The 16,463-nt window shown below is 70.9% G+C and carries 16 protein-coding genes; 6 read left to right on the top strand and 10 right to left on the bottom strand.

Features of this window, described 5'->3' with window-relative positions:
- Nucleotides 1-168 precede the first annotated feature (168 nt).
- From DEJ27_RS02415 to DEJ27_RS02425, 3 genes are all read right to left on the bottom strand, one after another.
- A complete protein-coding gene (locus tag DEJ27_RS02415) occupies nt 169-1,131 on the bottom strand; it encodes an acetamidase/formamidase family protein (RefSeq protein WP_110858949.1) in 963 nt (320 codons plus the stop codon).
- A 130-nt stretch (nt 1,132-1,261) separates the two neighbouring features.
- Complete coding sequence (locus tag DEJ27_RS02420) at nt 1,262-1,531, bottom strand: hypothetical protein (RefSeq protein ID WP_110858880.1); 270 nt, start codon at nt 1,529-1,531, stop codon at nt 1,262-1,264.
- Nucleotides 1,532-1,542: 11 nt separating this feature from the next.
- Entirely contained in the window at nt 1,543-2,700 is a 1,158-nt protein-coding gene (locus DEJ27_RS02425; RefSeq protein WP_111090239.1) for an inorganic phosphate transporter, read from the bottom strand.
- Nucleotides 2,701-2,787: 87 nt separating this feature from the next.
- Here DEJ27_RS02425 and DEJ27_RS02430 point away from each other — a divergent pair, with 87 nt between their 5' ends.
- The 3 genes from DEJ27_RS02430 (at nt 2,788) to DEJ27_RS02440 (ending at nt 5,334) form a co-directional block, all read left to right on the top strand.
- Nucleotides 2,788-3,657: an alpha/beta hydrolase gene (locus tag DEJ27_RS02430; RefSeq protein ID WP_110858950.1), complete on the top strand. Its 870-nt coding sequence runs from the start codon at nt 2,788-2,790 to the stop codon at nt 3,655-3,657.
- A gap of 131 nt (nt 3,658-3,788) precedes the next feature.
- Complete coding sequence (locus tag DEJ27_RS02435) at nt 3,789-4,838, top strand: biotin/lipoate A/B protein ligase family protein (protein WP_027465073.1); 1,050 nt, start codon at nt 3,789-3,791, stop codon at nt 4,836-4,838.
- A 166-nt stretch (nt 4,839-5,004) separates the two neighbouring features.
- A complete protein-coding gene (locus DEJ27_RS02440) occupies nt 5,005-5,334 on the top strand; it encodes a hypothetical protein (protein WP_110858882.1) in 330 nt (109 codons plus the stop codon).
- Between the two features lie 28 nt (nt 5,335-5,362).
- Here DEJ27_RS02440 and DEJ27_RS02445 read toward each other — a convergent pair whose 3' ends face one another.
- Complete coding sequence (locus DEJ27_RS02445) at nt 5,363-5,653, bottom strand: GNAT family N-acetyltransferase (RefSeq protein WP_027465074.1); 291 nt, start codon at nt 5,651-5,653, stop codon at nt 5,363-5,365.
- Between the two features lie 127 nt (nt 5,654-5,780).
- Between DEJ27_RS02445 and DEJ27_RS02450 the strand changes: the two genes are divergently transcribed.
- The 3 genes from DEJ27_RS02450 (at nt 5,781) to DEJ27_RS02460 (ending at nt 9,128) form a co-directional block, all read left to right on the top strand.
- Complete coding sequence (locus DEJ27_RS02450) at nt 5,781-6,671, top strand: site-specific DNA-methyltransferase (protein WP_110858951.1); 891 nt, start codon at nt 5,781-5,783, stop codon at nt 6,669-6,671.
- Nucleotides 6,672-6,772: 101 nt separating this feature from the next.
- Nucleotides 6,773-8,581: an alpha/beta hydrolase gene (locus tag DEJ27_RS02455; RefSeq protein WP_110858883.1), complete on the top strand. Its 1,809-nt coding sequence runs from the start codon at nt 6,773-6,775 to the stop codon at nt 8,579-8,581.
- Nucleotides 8,582-8,621: 40 nt separating this feature from the next.
- Nucleotides 8,622-9,128 carry a hypothetical protein gene (locus DEJ27_RS02460; RefSeq protein WP_071248253.1) on the top strand — a complete coding sequence of 169 codons (507 nt, stop codon included), beginning with the start codon at nt 8,622-8,624 and terminating at the stop codon, nt 9,126-9,128.
- A 116-nt stretch (nt 9,129-9,244) separates the two neighbouring features.
- Here the strand turns inward: DEJ27_RS02460 and DEJ27_RS02465 are convergent, their stop codons facing one another.
- The 6 genes from DEJ27_RS02465 to DEJ27_RS02490 form a co-directional block, all read right to left on the bottom strand.
- Entirely contained in the window at nt 9,245-11,722 is a 2,478-nt protein-coding gene (locus DEJ27_RS02465) for an MDR family MFS transporter (protein ID WP_111090241.1), read from the bottom strand.
- Between the two features lie 223 nt (nt 11,723-11,945).
- Nucleotides 11,946-13,565 carry a phosphoglucomutase (alpha-D-glucose-1,6-bisphosphate-dependent) gene (gene pgm / locus DEJ27_RS02470; RefSeq protein WP_110858885.1) on the bottom strand — a complete coding sequence of 540 codons (1,620 nt, stop codon included), beginning with the start codon at nt 13,563-13,565 and terminating at the stop codon, nt 11,946-11,948.
- A gap of 145 nt (nt 13,566-13,710) precedes the next feature.
- Nucleotides 13,711-13,956, bottom strand: a complete 246-nt coding sequence (locus DEJ27_RS02475) for a hypothetical protein (protein ID WP_110858886.1) — start codon at nt 13,954-13,956, stop codon at nt 13,711-13,713.
- A 126-nt stretch (nt 13,957-14,082) separates the two neighbouring features.
- Nucleotides 14,083-14,745, bottom strand: coding sequence for a bifunctional 2-polyprenyl-6-hydroxyphenol methylase/3-demethylubiquinol 3-O-methyltransferase UbiG (locus DEJ27_RS02480; protein ID WP_110858887.1), 663 nt, complete (start codon nt 14,743-14,745; stop codon nt 14,083-14,085).
- Nucleotides 14,742-15,419: a DUF2064 domain-containing protein gene (locus DEJ27_RS02485; RefSeq protein WP_258369777.1), complete on the bottom strand. Its 678-nt coding sequence runs from the start codon at nt 15,417-15,419 to the stop codon at nt 14,742-14,744. The genes DEJ27_RS02480 and DEJ27_RS02485 overlap by 4 nt, the downstream gene beginning before the upstream one ends.
- Nucleotides 15,416-16,165, bottom strand: coding sequence for a glycosyltransferase family 2 protein (locus DEJ27_RS02490; RefSeq protein WP_111090242.1), 750 nt, complete (start codon nt 16,163-16,165; stop codon nt 15,416-15,418). The genes DEJ27_RS02485 and DEJ27_RS02490 overlap by 4 nt, the downstream gene beginning before the upstream one ends.
- Nucleotides 16,166-16,463: the final 298 nt, after the last annotated feature.

Below are 16,463 nucleotides of genomic sequence, written 5' to 3' on the forward strand. Positions count from 1 at the left end.
CACCTGGTCGTTCCGGGCGTACCTGGTGGAAACGGGCGTACCTGGGCGATTCTTTCGACCAGGTACGCCCGTTTCCGCTTTCCAGGCCGGGTGCGATGGGAAGGAACGTCGGACGGGAGGCCCGCCCAGCGTGCGCCGGTCGGCTCGCGTGGGGCGGGCCTCCCGGCCTCAGTGCCGCGCGTCCGTCAGGATCGCGTCGTGCGGGAGCAGGGCGTGCACGCCCCAGGTGCGGTTCGCGACCTGCGTGATGCGCATGCTCACCGCCACGCTCGCCATCGCCAGGGCCTCGGCGCGGCCGATCCCGTGCAGCCCGGCGATCCAGTCGACCATCCGGTCGAGCGCCGTGGCCGTCGCGACGTTGAGGTCCGCGTCGAAGCCGAAGGTGATGCGTCCGGCGGGGGTGTCGGCGTGCACACCCTCGACCGGAGCCCGGTCGAGGAGCGTCAGGGTCATCGTCGTGGTCATGCCGCACTCGACCGCTGTTCCGGAGACCTCGCCGTCGCCCTGGGCCGCGTGCCCGTCGCCGACGTGGAGCAGGGCGTCCGGCACCGTCACGGGCAGGTACAGGGTCGAGCCGGCGATCAGCTCGCGGCAGTCGACGTTGCCGCCGCCGACCGTGCGGGGCGGGATCGTCGAGTGCTCCCCGGTGGGCTCGGGCGGGACGCCGACGACGCCGAGGAACGGTGCCGTCCGCACCCCGAGGCCGAGCTGGTTCACGGCGACTCCGGCGGACACGTCGATGTCCCAGAGCAGCGGGCCGCGCGACGCCGGATCGGTCAGGCCGAGTGCGCGGTTCACCGGTGAGTCGACCCCGCCCGAGGCCGTGTAGCCCCAGTCGTCGGGCACGAGGTCGTCGAAGTGCACCGCCAGGAGCATCCCCGGACGTGCTCCCGCGACGGCGATCGGCCCGACCAGGCAGTGCCCCCGGCGCGGGTCGATCAGGGTCGGGGCGTCGAGGCCCGGGCCCGGCTGGCGTTCCGTGTAGCCCGCGGCGCTCAGGGTTCGGACGGTCACCGTGTCGCCCGGTTCCACGGTCAGGACCGGCTGGCGTTCGGCGGTGAAGACGTCGACGGCGGACTCGACCGCGGTGTCGAGGTGGTGGTGGGTGGTCGCGTTCGTGTGGTCGGTCACCACTCGATCATTCCGGGCGTACCTGGTCGAAACGGGCGTACCTGGTCGGAACGGGCGTACCTGGTCGAGAGTTTCGACCAGGTACGCCCGATTCCGCTTCCCAGCGCGAGCGCTCTTGGAAGGAACGTCCTCAGTGGAACTGGGGGATCGTCAACCAGACGCCCGCCAGGACCGCGGCGACACACACGGCGAAGCACAACACCGCACCCGCCAGGGCGACGGGCGGGGTGTGCCCGGAGCGCGGGTTCTCGTCGGAGTACTGGGTGCGCTCGCCGCCCGCGTCGTCCGGCTGCCCCGTCCCGAGCAGCCGCAGGCCGAGCGTGTACACGAGCACCAGGCCCACGGCGGCCACGAAGCCGACGCCGGCGACGGTGCCGATCGCGGTGAAGTCGATGTCCATCGTCGTTCCCCTCAGTTCGTCACGCCGGTCGGCTGCGGCTCGCTCTGCTCGGACGGCCCGGACTCGGTGGTGATGTCCTCGTGCGAGATCGGCTTGCGCTTGGCGAGGACGGAGAAGGTGAGCCCGCCGGCCAGGGCGAGGACCGCGACGAGCACCAGCCCGAACGCGGAGGTCGACGCGAGCCAGGTCGCGAGCGCCCCGACCACCGCAGCGGCGGGCAGCGTGATCACCCACGCGACGACGATGCGGCCGACGACCGACCAGTGCACGTCGGCGAGCTTCTTGCCGAGGCCCGAGCCGACGACCGCGCCGCTCGTCACGTGGGTCGTCGAGAGCGCGAAGCCCAGGTGCGACGAGATGAGGATCGTCGCGGCGGAGCTCGTCTCGGCGGCGAAGCCCTGCGGCGACTGCACGTCGGAGATCTTCTTGCCGACGGTCTGCATGATCCGCCAGCCGCCCGTGTACGTGCCGAGGCCGATCGCGAGTCCGCAGGCCAGGATCACCCAGAGCGCCGGACCGGTGCCGGCGGCCTGGTAGTTCGCGGCGATGAGGGTCAGCGTGATGACGCCCATCGTCTTCTGCGCGTCGTTCGTGCCGTGTGCGAGCGACACCAGCGACGCCGAGATCGTCTGCCCGTGCCGGAACCCGGTCGCGGCACCGTGCGTCGTCGCGTTCTTCGTGAGCACGTACGCCAGGTACGTCGCGACCAGGGCGATCACCCCGGCGATGACCGGGGAGAGCAGCGCCGGCAGCACGACCTTCGACACCACCGTCGCCCAGCTGATCGAGTTCAGCCCCGCCCCGATGATCGAGGCGCCGATGAGCCCGCCGAACAGCGCATGGGTGGACGACGACGGCAGCCCGAGGTACCAGGTCGCCAGGTTCCAGAGCACCGCGCCGACGAGCCCCGCGAAGATCATCGTGGGGGAGATGTGGATGCCGTCCTGCCCCTCGCGGATGATGCCCTGCGACACGGTCTTGGCGACCTCGGTCGACAGGAACGCGCCGACCACGTTGAGCACCGCGGAGATGAGCACGGCGGTCCGGGGCTTGAGTGCTCCCGTGGCGACCGACGTGGCCATGGCGTTCGCGGTGTCGTGGAAGCCGTTCGTGAAGTCGAACACGAGGGCCACGACGATCACCAGCGTGACGATGACGATGACGTCCATGCGCAGGACGGTAGGCCCGCCCGGAACCCCCTGCGTGAACGCCGGGTGAACAGGTCCGGGATGGAGCGCGTCTGCGAAGATGCGGGTGTGCCCACCTTCTCCGCCGCTCGCGGCGACGCCTCGTTCACCGACGCCCACGGCGTCGAGATCGTCTACTCGACCTGGCGTGCGGCGCGGCCGAAGGGCGTCGTGCAGATCGCGCACGGGGTCGGGGAGCACGGGCTCCGGTACGAACCGCTCGCGCAGGACCTGGTGCGCGCCGGCTACACCGTGCACGCCAACGACCACCGCGGGCACGGACGCACCGGGCTGACCCAGTGGGACGGCGACCACACCAAGCTCGGTCGGCTCGGCCCCGGCGGCCTGCGCGCGGCGATCGCTGCGGTGGAGCAGATGAGCGCGGTCGCGCGGGCCGACGAACCCGGGCTGCCGCTCGTGCTGCTCGGGCACTCGTGGGGGTCGCTCATGGCGCAGCGGATCGTGAACACCTCGTCGGACCGCTACGACGGCGTCGTCCTGTCCGCGAGTGCCTACCGGCTGCCCGGCTGGATGAACAGCGGCGACCTCAACGCCCGGCACGCGGGGTCGGGGCCCACCAAGTACGAGTGGCTCACCCGCGACCGGAAGATCATCGACGCCGTCGCGGTCGACCCCCTGGCGGTCGAGGCCGACGTCATCGGGCTGTTCGGGCTCGCCGACACCCTCCGACTGCTCGGGGTCCCGCGACGGGGCATCCCGCACGACCTGCCGATGCTGCTGCAGGTCGGCTCCGACGATGCCCTCGGCGGGCCGCGCTCCGTCGAGCGACTGGCGCAGGCGTACCGCCGACGCGGCCGGCTGTCCGACGTGACCGTGCAGGTGTACGAGGGCGCGCGGCACGAGGTCTACAACGAGACGAACCGCGACGAGGTCGTGGGCGACCTGGTCGCGTGGCTCGACCGGGTGACAACGCGCTGACGGCGCTCGCCGCGTCCTGCGACGCGACCGGTGGCGGACTGGAGGCCCGTCGCGACGCCGCCACGGGTCTCCAGTCCGTCACCAGGCCGGCCCACTGCCGGGCAGTCGGCTGTCCGGAATAGGGTTGCGGCATGCACGGTGAGTACAAGGTCCCCGGAGGCAAGCTGGTCGTCGTCGACCTCGAGGTCGTCGACGGCACGATCCAGCAGTTCCGCCTGGCGGGTGACTTCTTCCTGGAACCCGACGACGCGCTGCCGCTCATCGACGCGGCCGTGAACGGGCTCCCCGCCACCACCGACGCCGCGGGCATCGCCGCAGCCGTGCGCGCGGCCCTGCCGACCGATGCGGTGCTGCTCGGCTTCACGCCCGAGTCCGTCGGCGTCGCGGTGCGCCGCGCGCTGTCGCGGGCCTCGACCTGGCGCGACCACGACTGGCAGATCGTGCACGAGGGGCCGATCAGCCCGAACGAGCACCTCGCGCTCGACCAGGTGCTGACCGAAGAGGTCGGTGCCGGCCGTCGCGGTCCCACGCTGCGCATCTGGGAGTGGGACCAGCCGGCCGTCGTCATCGGCTCGTTCCAGTCGCTGAAGAACGAGGTCGATCCCGCCGGCGCCGAGAAGTACGGCGTGCAGGTGGTCCGACGCATCTCCGGCGGCGGCGCGATGTTCATGGACGCGGGCGCCGTGATCTCGTACTCGCTCTACGTGCCGTCCGACCTGGTGCAGGGCATGACCTTCGCCGACTCGTACGCGTTCCTCGACGAATGGGTGATCGAGGCGCTCAAGTCGCTCGGCATCGAGGCGTACTACCAGCCCCTCAACGACATCACCTCGACCAAGGGCAAGATCGGCGGGGCCGCACAGAAGCGCCTCGGCACCGGTTCGCTGCTGCATCACGCCACCATGAGCTACGACATGGACGGCGAGAAGATGGTGCAGGTGCTGCGCATCGGGCGCGAGAAGATGAGCGACAAGGGCACCACCAGCGCCGCGAAGCGCGTCGACCCGCTCCGCTCGCAGACGGGGCTGTCCCGCGCCGAGATCATCGAGCGGCTGATCGGCACCTTCACCCGCCTGTACGGAGCGACCGAAGGGCACGTCACCGAGGCCGAGCGGGAGCGGGCGCAGGAGCTGGTGCGGACGAAGTTCGCGACGAAGGAGTGGCTCGAGCGGGTGCCGTGAGCCCCGTTCCCGATCGACGGTGGACGCGACGGCCGGACCTGAGGGGGACGTTCCGGCCGCCGCTGACTCGAGTGTGCGCCTCGACCTCATGAACCAGACGTGTGGATGATGAGAATCCCCCGCGCGGCTGATCCGCTCGCCGCGCGGCCCACGTAGCGTCGCTGCCGTGAACTGGTTGATCTTCCTGGGGGCGGTGGCCGCCGTGGCCGTCGTGGTGTGGATCGCCGATCGCATGGGGTGGATCGACCTGTCGAACAAGTCCCAGCGGAGCGGTGGATCCGGAGGCATGGTCGGGATGCTGGACGAGGTGTTCGCACCGACCCGGCACGAGACGCAAGCCGAGTACGAACGGCAGGCACGCCTGCCGAAACAGGCCCCGTCGCCGGCAGACGACGACCACGACCTGCTCAGCGGCAGCGTGCTCATCCGGGTGCCGACGGTGCGGAGCGCCGGGCGGCACGAGGCCCGCGCCGGGACGCACGACCGCTCGTACTGAGGGGGTTGCTGCGCGACCTGCTGCTCGCTCAGCGCGTCGTGAGCTCCTGGTAGTCCGGGTGCCGCTCGATCCACGCGTGCACGTAGCTGCACTGCGCGACGACCCGGCGTGACGAACTCGCGCGCACGTCGTCGAGCGCGTGCTGCACCAGGATCGACGCGTGCCCACCACCGCGGTGCTCGGGATCGACCTCGGTGTGCACGAAGCGGATCTCGTCGCCGTCGATCTCGTACGCCGCGAGGCCGATGACCTCGCCGTCCTCGATCAGGGAGTACTGCTGCTTGTCGGTGTCGTTGCGGACCTCGGGTGCTGCTGCCATGCACTCGACCGTACGCCGGGGCCTGGACGTGCGCTCTGTGCTGCACGCCTGCTTCGTGTGCTGCGCGTCCGCTCGGTGCGGTGCGGTGCGCGTCGAGCGTGCTCGCTCGGTGCGCGACAATGGGTCCGTGCGCAGGGGAGACGACCGAGGCCCGGACCGCGTCGTCCTCGGCGACGCCCTCGACGTGGTCCCCGCGTACCCGGACGGCTCCTTCACGCTGGTGTACCTCGACCCGCCGTTCAACACCGGCCGGTACCAGCGGCGGCACGCGACGTCCGCCGTGCCGAAGGCCGACGGTCCCGTGATGGGGTTCCACGGCCGGACCTACGAGCGGGTGCGCGGCGACCTGATGCGCTTCGACGACCGGTTCGAGGACTACTGGTCGTTCCTCGAACCCCGACTCATCGAGGCCTGGCGGCTGCTCGCCGCCGACGGCACGCTGTACCTGCACCTCGACTACCGCGAGTCGCACTACGCCAAGGTGCTGCTCGACGCGCTCTTCGGCCGCGAGTCGTTCCTGAACGAGATCGTGTGGGCCTACGACTTCGGTGCCAAGTCCAAGACGCGCTGGCCGACGAAACACGACACGATCCTGGTCTACGTGAAGGACCCATCGCGGTACTGGTTCGACTCCGAGGCGGTCGACCGCGAGCCGTACATGGCGCCGGGGCTCGTCACCCCCGAGAAACGCGAGCGCGGCAAGCTGCCCACCGACGTCTGGTGGCACACGATCGTCTCGCCGACGGGCCGCGAGAAGACCGGCTACCCCACGCAGAAGCCTGAGGGAGTGTTGCGGCGGATCGTGCAGGCGTCCTCGCGCGAGGGGGACTGGGTGCTCGACTTCTTCGCGGGCAGTGGGACCACGGGCGCCGTGGCACAGGCGCTGGGGCGGCGGTACGTGCTGGTGGACGACAACCCTGCGGCGATCGACGTGATGCGGAAGCGGTTGCCGGGGGCGTCGTTCGAGGTGGCCGGAGCACCGGCGGCAGCGGCGGGGGACGCGGCGCCGGCGGTCTGAGGCGTGGGCAGGGTCCGGGACGGGAGTGTCCGCACATCGTCGTCGATGGGTAGGGTTGAGGCCTCGGCCGTCGATGAGCGGACGCGAGCATCACGGGGGCGATGTTGGGGACCATACCGTTCGACGAAAGCGCGGCGAACCGCCTGATCAAGGCGGCGACTGGAGCGGACATCACGTTGCTGTTCGCGGCTTCCGCCCGTCGATCAGCTGCCGAGGACGCTTCCACTGACTTCTCCGGTGCCTACGCTGACCGCTTCGCCGAAGCTGCGGTGGCCGAAGCCGCTGATCGTGTCCGCCTCGCCGGTGCGCTCGGTCGACTTGCGGACGCGGTGCAGGTCGTCACCGGTGAGGCCCAGCGAGAGCGCGAACGGCTGGCCGCCGTCGACGCCTGGCAGGGACGCGAGACCGCGCGTCAGCAGGCCGACGATGAACCGCTGGGGATCTTCGAGGTCAAGCCGACTCCGATGTTCGACCCGAAGCCCTCGGACATCCCGATCCGACCAACACCGATCTCGGCGTCGTTCTCCGCATCGGACCGTCCGCGAACGGCTGGCGGGTCGAGCATGGGTCGCAGTTCGGCGGACCCCGAGCGGCTCCGGACCTTCGTGGCGTCGGCGCGGGCCTCGGATCGCGGGTTCTCGGAGCATGCGGTGAAGCTGCGGACGGCATGGTCCGGCTTCACGAGCAACTGCTCCTGGGCAGAGGTGTCCAGTTCGACCCTGCTCCCGGGGTTCGACCGGTACCTGCAGGAGAACGCTTCCGATGCAGATTGGATCGAGCGGATAGCGTCCGCGTTCGAACGCGCCGGCGCGATCAGCACGCTCTCGAACTCCGTCCTCGACTTCGCTGCTGCTGCGACGATCCCCCCGTCGTTCCAAACCCTGCTCGCACCCGGGGCCACGCCGGCCGAGGTCGCGGCGACCTGGGCGGGTCTCGGCCTGACGAAGGCGAACGGGGTGGACCTCCTGGCGTTGCCGCCCGAGGTGCTCGCGATGCTCGGGAACCTCGAGGGGATCCCGTACTGGGCACGGAACACCGCGAACCAAGAGGTCCTCGACGACCGTCTCGCGCGCGAGAACCTCGATCCCGATGAGCGCGAAGCGCTGAGGAGCATCCGGGCCAGCTTGGGGGACAACCGGTTCCTCATCTCGTTGACGGGAGACGTCCCGCCCTTGGCCGCCGTCTCGATCGGAGACCTGGACACCGCGACCAACGTCACGTGGGCCGTTCCGGGGATGGGATCCAGTACCAAGACGATGACCGGTTGGGTACAAGCAGCGCAGAACGTCGCGGACGAGCAGGTCAAGGTGGACGGCCCGGGAAACCGTGCGGTGATCGCCTGGATGGGTTACGAGGCGCCTCCAGCGCCGCCTGATCTCGGTGTCTTCAACGAGGACGCGGCCGAGAGCGGTGGGGCGAAGCTGGCGGCATCGATCCGTGGGCTCGACGCCGTTCGTGCCGGCGACATGCCCCGGACGAACGTCCTGGCACACTCGTACGGCACCACGACGGCGTCGATCGGACTGACAGCACCCGGCGTCCACGTCGACTCGTTCACGTCGATCGCGTCTGCCGGCATCCCGCAGACCATCCCGACAGCGCAGGACATCCAGGCTGACCACGTCTACGCGGGGCAGGCCCAGGACACCTTCGTCGGCATTCCCGGGCTGGGCGACCAGTACGCCTACATCGGCAGAGGGTTCAGCGTGCCGTACCGGCTCGACCCGACGAACTCTAGCTTCGGCGCGGAGACCTTCGGCGCGGACGGCGCCGACGGCTTCGACCCGGTGAAGGACCACGGCGTGCACACCGCAAGCGGCAACGGCTACCTCGACCCGGGCACGGATTCGCTGAGGAACGTGGCAAAGACGACGACCGGTCACGGCGACCGTGTGACGCCGGCAGGGTGACATGCTGGACGCCCGACAACCCTACGGAGAACCGACGCCGATGACCGCCCTGAAGCAGTGGATCGCAGTCACCGTGACCACGATCGCGATCGTCGGCACGACTGCCGGCTGTTCTGGAGGACAGATGGAGAACCGACCGACCCAGGAGCCGGCCGATGCGAAGCGCAGCATCCAGCAGCTCGTCGACGACACGACCGATGCGCTCGGTGGGACGTGGACGGTCCAGGAAGGGCCGCGGCTCGGCACGTGCGAGGACGAGCGCGGCGTCGGCGAGGGTGTGAACTACACGTACATCAAGTCGCGCGCTGATCGCGGCGATGTCGAGCAGGGGATCCGGACGCTCGAGAAGCTGTGGGGCGAGCGCGGACTCGACACGAAGCGGTTCTCCGATGCCGACGCGTCCTACAGCGGCGTCGACGGCAGCGGGGACGGCGTGGCGAACATCGGGTTCCAGTCCTCCGACCTCGGCGGGGGCGACACGGTCAGTGGTACCTCGGCGTGCGCTGCCGGGGACTACGTCGAGATGCGCGAGCGAGAGCGCTCGTAGCCTCCGCACGGGATCGTCAGGCGGGCTGAGGCGAGCGGGGTCTGCGACGATCCACGAGTCGTTCGACGCGTGAATCGTCGGAACATGCACACGCACCGAGCGAGCGCCCGCGCCGACTACTCCGCGGAGTGCCGCCCGTGTCCGTGCGCTTCGTCAGCGTCCGGCCGGGAGGCCCGGCTCGCCTCCGCCGCATCGGCTCCGGCCCCGTGGGCGTCCGGCTCCACGACCGGGGCGGCGTGGGCAGCCCGGGTCCGGATGGCACCGGTCGTCGTCGGGGGCTCGTCGACCGGCGCAGCCGCCGAGTGTGCACCGTGCGTCGTGGCGTTCGGCAGCGGCGCGCGGGTGTCGTCGACCCCGTGCGGCAGCACCGAGACGTCCGACGCTCCGGCGGCCCGGGCGGCCCGGGCGGCCCGGGCGGCCCGAGGCTGCACGTCCGGCGACGTCGGCACCTCGGGCGACGTCGGCACTTCGGCGGAGGACGACCCCTGCGGCACCGGCCCGGCGCCGGGTGCGGCGGCGGCAGCAGCTGCAGCGGCGCTCCCGTCCGACCCCGCACCGGCCGCCGTGCGTGCGGCATCGGCCTGCTCCTGCAGCGCCGAGGTCTTGCGGAGCGGCGGCACCCGGAAGAACCACGTCAGCACGAACGCGAGCAGGATCACCGCGAGGCCGACGTAGTAGACACGGACGGCCGAGTCGCTGAACCCGACCAGGAACGGACGGCTGAGCCGGGGGTCCGCCCCGTTCAGGAACGACGTGTCGCTCGTCGCCGAGTCGGTGGAGGAGCTCGCGGCCGAGTCACCGCTCTTGAGCTGCTTGATGAGCGTCGGGGCGACCTGGTCGACGACGTTCTCCCGCTGCGCCTTGTCCGAGTAGTCGATCTGCAGCTTGCCGTCGACGACCGAGGCGTTCGCCTTCGTGGCGGCGGTCTCGAGCGCCTGCTGCTCGGCTGCGGGCTTGGCGTCGTCGATCTGCTGGGCGATGATCGTGTCCGCTGCTGCGGCCGGGACGGTCCCCGCGGCGACCTGCTGCTGCACCGCCGCCGTCACCTGCTTGGTCACGGCGGCATCGGCGGCCTGCTTCGCCTGCGCGGTGCCCTGGTCGAGACCGTCCTGCACGTTCTGCTGCACCGGGTCGACGATCTTCCTCCAGATCTCGTCCATCACGCCCTGGTTCTTCGACGCGTTCGCGACCGAGGGCGTCATCGCGGCGTTGAGCGCGCTCTTCAGGTCGGACTCGTTCTGCATCGCGGCGCTGATGTTCGTCGGCATCAGGGTGAACAGCACGGAGAGCAGGACAGCGGTGCCCATCGTGCCGCCGATCTGGCGGAAGAACGTCGCGGCGCTCGTGGCGACACCGATGTCCCGCGGTGACACCGAGTTCTGCGCGGCGAGGGTCAGCGTCTGCATGAGCTGTCCGAGTCCGAGCCCGATGCCGAACATGCCGAGCATCAGGAACCACAGGGGCCGGTCGGCCGTCAGGAACGTCAGGACCGTGAAGCCGATCGCCGTGAACGCCGTTCCGGTGATCGGGAAGACCTGGTAGTTGCCGGTGCGGGAGATGATCTGGCCGGAGGCGATCGACGAGATCATCAGGCCGAGCACCATCGGCAGCATGGCGAACCCGGACTCGGTCGGGGTCACGCCCTTGACGATCTGCAGGTAGAGCGGGATCGTCAGCATCGCTCCGAACATGCCGAAGCCGACGAGCACGGACAGGATCGCGGACATCGAGAACACCCGCGATCCGAACAGCTTCATCGGCAGGATCGCGTCGTCGCCCATGGCCCGCTCGACGATGATGAACGCGATCAGGCCGAGGGCGCCGATGGCGTAGCAGGCGAACGCGGCGGGGGAGTCCCAGCCCCACTCGCGGCCCTGCTCGGCGATGAGCAGCAGCGGCACGAGCGTGACGATGACGAGCGTCGCGCCCCACCAGTCGATGCGGGGCTTGCCGCGGTCGCCGAACTTCGGCAGGTGCAGGAACGTCAGCACCATGAACAGGGCGATGATGCCGATCGGCACGTTGATCAGGAACACCCAGCGCCAGCCGGCGATGAACAGCAGCTGGTCCGCACCGGCGAAGACGCCGCCGACCAGCGGCCCGATGACGGACGAGATGCCGAAGACCGCCAGGAAGTAGCCCTGGTACTTCGCCCGCTCGCGTGGAGCGAGCATGTCGCCCATGATCGCCAGCGGCAGGGACATCAGACCACCGGCACCCAGGCCCTGCAGTGCGCGGAACCCGGCGAGCATGAGCATCGAGTCGGAGAACGACGCCGCGAACGAGCCGACGATGAAGATGCCGATCGCGGTGATGAAGAGCGGCCGGCGACCGAAGATGTCGGAGAGCTTGCCGTAGATCGGGGTCGTCACCGTCGACGCGATCAGGTACCCGGTGGTGACCCAGGCCTGCTGGTCGAGTCCGTGCAGGTCGTCGCCGATGGTGCGGATCGCGGTGCCGACGATCGTCTGGTCGAGGGCACCGAGGAACATGCCGGCCATCAGGCCGTAGATCACCAACAGGATCTGTCGGTGGTTCATCACGACGTTGGACGCCGTGGTGGGGGCCGCGGGTGCGGTCGCCGTCTGGGTCATGAGCAGGGTCTCCCGGGGTACCGATGCGCTGGCAGAACGATTTTTGCGCTGCCTGCAAAGTTACAACTGCCGCAAGTGCTCGGTCGCGCCGAGACGGCTTCCTGAGTGGATCGGCAGTCACGGTACGCCCAGTGGGCCCCGCTGGCACACGGCCTGGAGGCCCGGCTCGGTTCCGGCGGACGGGCTGCGGTGTCCGAGACCCGCAGCCCGTCCGACGAGGGCGCTAGGCGCCCAGTGCTGCGTCGACGATCTCCTTGGCCTCGCGCTGCACCTGCTCGAGGTGCTCCTGCCCGACGAAGCTCTCCGCGTAGATCTTATAGACGTCCTCGGTGCCCGACGGGCGCGCGGCGAACCACGCCTTGTCGGTGACGACCTTCACGCCGCCGACGGCTGCGTCGTTGCCCGGCGCCTTCGACAGCTTCGCGGTGATCGGGTCGCCGGCCAGGGTGTCCGCGGTGATGGCGTCGCCGTCGAGCTTGCCGAGGCGGGCCTTCTGCTCCTTCGAGGCCGCGGCGTCGACGCGCTGGTAGACCGGGGCACCGAAGCGCTCGGTCAGCTCGGCGTAGAGCTGCGACGGGGTCTTGCCGGTGACGGCGACGATCTCGGACGCCAGGAGCGCCAGGATGATGCCGTCCTTGTCGGTGGTCCACGCGGTGCCGTCGGTGCGCAGGAACGACGCACCCGCGGATTCCTCGCCGCCGAACGCCACCGAGCCGTCGATCAGGCCGGGGACGAACCACTTGAAGCCGACCGGGACCTCCCACAGGCGACGGCCCAGGGACTCGGCGACGCGGTCGATGATGCTCGACGACACCAGGGTCTTGCCGATCGCGGCGTCGTCGCGCCACTCGGGCCGGTGCGCGTAGAGGTACTCGATCGCGACCGCGAGGTAGTGGTTCGGGTTCATCAGTCCGCCGTCGGGCGTGACGATGCCGTGCCGGTCGGAGTCGGCGTCGTTGCCGGTGAGCACGTCGAAGTCGTCCTTGCGGGCAAGCACCGAGGCCATCGCCGAGGGGCTCGACGGGTCCATCCGGATCTTGCCGTCCCAGTCGAGCGTCATGAACGCCCACGTGGGGTCGACCGCGGGGTTCACGACGGTCAGGTCGAGGCCGTAGTGGTCGCGGATGGCGTTCCAGTACGGCAGCGAGGCGCCACCGAGCGGGTCGGCGCCGATCTTCACGCCGGCACGCTTGATCGCGGCGATGTCGATGATGTTCTCGAGGTCGGCCACGTACGTGTTCAGGAAGTCGTAGCGCTCGGGCTCGGAGTCCTCGGTGCGCTGCACCTCGGCGTTGCCGCCCTCGATGATCGCATTCGCCCGGTTCGCGATCCAGCTCGTGGCGTCGCTGTCGGCGGGGCCACCGTGCGGCGGGTTGTACTTGAAGCCGCCGTCGCGGGGCGGGTTGTGGCTCGGCGTGATGACGATGCCGTCGGCCGTGTCCGGGTTGCCGGCGCGGTTGTAGCGGATGATCGCGTGGCTCAGCGCGGGCGTCGGCACGAAACCGTCCTGGCTGTCGGCGAGCACGCGCACGCCGTTGGCGGCGAGGACCTGCAGAGCGGTCTGCTCGGCGGGGGCCGAGAGCGCGTGGGTGTCGCGGCCGATGAAGAGCGGCCCGTCGGTGCCCTGGTCGCGGCGGTACTCCACGATCGCCTGCGTGATGGCGGCGATGTGGATGTCGTTGAAGGCGGTGTCGAGCGACGACCCGCGGTGTCCGGACGTGCCGAACACGACCTTCTGCTCCGGGATCGAGACGTCGGGCACTCGGTCGTGGTAGGCGGCGAGGAGCTCGTCGAGGTCGACGAGGTCGTCTGCGGTCGCTGGGGTGCCGGCGCGGTCGTTCATGCGTCCATCCTGGCATCGGCGGCCCTGGCGCGTTCGGGGGAAGTGCACCGGAGGTCGGGGGAACGCGAGCGAGCGGCCGCCCCACCCGGGTTGAGGGGGGACCCCCGGGGTGGACGACCGCTCGCGGTCTGTGGAGGCGGGTGCCTCAGGCGGTGCGGAACGATCCCGTCGCCGTGCGGAACGAGCCGGTCACGGTGCGCGTCGAGGACGTCGCGGTCCCGGGGCGGCGGAACTGCGTGTCGACGAAGCGTCCGAGTGCTCGTCCGATGCCGGCGCCCGTGTAGCTGCCGATCGGGCTGCGGGTCGCGTCGCCCGTGTAGCTGCCGAGCTCGGCGCGGGTCTCGAGGCCGGTCACGTAGGCGCCGCCCAGGGGGTTCTGACGGTTCTGCATGGGTGCTCCTCGTCGTCGTGCCGAGGTCCGCGGGTCACCGAGCCGGCGACCGCGACGCCGTCGGCTGGATGACCACCACCCTACGCGCTTGTCTTGCATGGTGCAAAACAAGCGCGTGTCGGAGGCTCAGGCGAGCAGCTCGCAGAAGTTCCGGCCCTCGGCCGTCCAGCTCTGCCGCGGGACCATCCCGGCGTCCGCCGCGTGCCGGTGCAGGGCGTCGAGGCCGACCTCGGCCCACGGGAACCCGGCGCTCTCGTTGCCGTCGGCGTCCACCACCCGCGCGGTGTACACGCGGTCGGCCGCGGCTTCGGGGTTCGTCTCGACGATGACCCGGCCGCCGGCGCGCACGATCTCGCGGCAACGGGTGAGCAGGGCCGTGGGGTCGCCACCGATGCCGATGTTGCCGTCGATCACCAGCGCGGTGTCCCAGTGGCCCTCGTCGGGCACCGCGTCGAACACGGAGCCCTGCAGGGCCGTGCCGCCGGCGCGCTGCGCGATGGCCACGGCCTCGGCGGAGACGTCGACACCGAGCGCCGGGATGCCCCGGGACCGGGCGGCGACGAGCATCCGGCCCGGACCGCAGCCGATGTCGATGACCCCGCCGTCGACGTCGTCGAGCAGCGAGCGGTCGACGCGGTCGGCGGCGGCGCTCCAGCGACCGACGTCCATCGTGGTGACGGCGTCGGGCCGGTCGGGGTCGGTCAGGCGCAGGTGGCCGTCGGTGCGCAGGGCACGGGCGTACGGCTCGCCGCCGCCGGCACCGAACGAGACGGGTGCGTGCATGGTCATCGGGTGCTCCCCACGGTCTCGGCACGGAGTGCCCTGGTGAAGTCGGAGTCGGGTGCGAGGTCGGCGACCCGCTCGGCGTCCGCAATCGTGTCGACGTCGAGCAGCTCCCCGAGCACGCCCACGTCGAGTCCGGCGTCGGTCAGGCGTGCGAGCTGCACGGCTCCGGTGTCGTCACGCGACATCGGGACGCCGCGCAGCAGGTCGCCGGTGGGCCGTCGCAGGTACAGCGACCAGAAGCCGCCGTCCTCGGCCGGGCCGAACCAGGCGTCGCGCTCGGCGTCGTCGAACACCGGCGCGAGGTCCGCGGTGGACACCTGCGGGGTGTCCATGCCGACGAGCAGCAGCGGACCGTCGACGGCGTCGAACAGGAACCCGAGGCGCTCGTCCAGGCCGCCACCGGGCTGGCGCAGCACCTCGAACCCCTCGGCCGACGCCGGCACGACGTCGCCGTCGAAGAACAGGACCCGGCGGGCCGCGGGCAGTGCGCGGACGGTCGCCAGGGTGTCGGCGAGGCTCGCGGAAGCGACGCGCGCGGCGCCCTCGGGGGAGAGCGCCGGCGTCAGCCGGGTCTTCACCTTGCCGGGCAGGCACTCCTTCGCCACGACGGCGACGGTCACCGGGACGGAGACGCCGTCGGCTGCAGCGTCGCTGACGTGGGTGGGGTCGACGGTCACGAGCGGGCCTCCTCGACCACGGGGGTGGACTCGGCCGCCTGGCGGAGCGGCCCCGGTGCGACGACCCGGGCACGGGCCTCCCGGCGGTACGCACGGAGCAGACGGGACATGTCGCGCACCGCGTTGATCGTGCCGCGGAGCGTGCCGGTGACCTTGCTGTCGCCGATGCGCTGCGCGTACCCGATGTCGGACTCGTCGACGCACCAGCCGGCGGCGTGGGCGGCCAGGACCATCTCGAGCGGGTAGCCGCTGCGGCGGTCGCGCAGATCGAGGGAGACGAGGTCCTCGCGGCGCATCACGCGCATCGGGCCGAGGTCGCGCAGTCGGTAGCCGGTCGCGCGGTGCATGAGGACGGCGAGGACGCGGTTCGCGAAGCGCGCGTGCGGAGCCCACGCACCGCGGCCGGTCGGGACGCGGCGGCCGAGTGCCAGGTCGACGCGGCCGCTGGCCACGCGGTCGACCAGGGGCGGGAGCTCGGCGGGGTCCATCGAGGCGTCGGCGTCGCAGAACGCGACGAAGTCGGCGGTCGCCGCGGCGACCCCGGCGGCGCAGGCCGAACCGAAGCCCTTGACGGGTTCCGTCACCACGAGGGCACCGTGGGCGCGGGCGACGTCGGCTGATCCGTCGGTCGATCCGTTGTCGACGACGATGGCCCGGTAGCCCGTGGGGAGCCGCGCGATGACCTTCGGCAGGGCATCCGCCTCGTCGAGGCACGGCAGGATCACGTCGACAGTCATGTCCGTCATTCGGTGCGGTCGGTCGGATCGACGGGTCTGTCCTGGCATGCACTCGACGTAACACGACGACGCGCTGCGGGGTACAGGAAACTGCCGGGTCCTGGTCGTTCAGCGCGTTCTGTGGGAGCGCGGTCCGCAGAACGGGGGACAGAGCGCGCGCGTGGGTCGCGCGAGTGGGTGTCGCAAGACGCCGTCGTGTCGTCGACACGCCGCCGAAGGCGGCGGCGTCTCACGCACCAGGGTGCGTGGTGCCGACACGACGGCGTCTTGCGGGCCGTCGGGGCGGGGGCTGTCTCTTATACACATC

This window comes from Curtobacterium sp. MCPF17_018 (assembly GCF_003234135.1).
Taxonomy (GTDB): Bacteria; Actinomycetota; Actinomycetes; order Actinomycetales; family Microbacteriaceae; genus Curtobacterium; species Curtobacterium flaccumfaciens.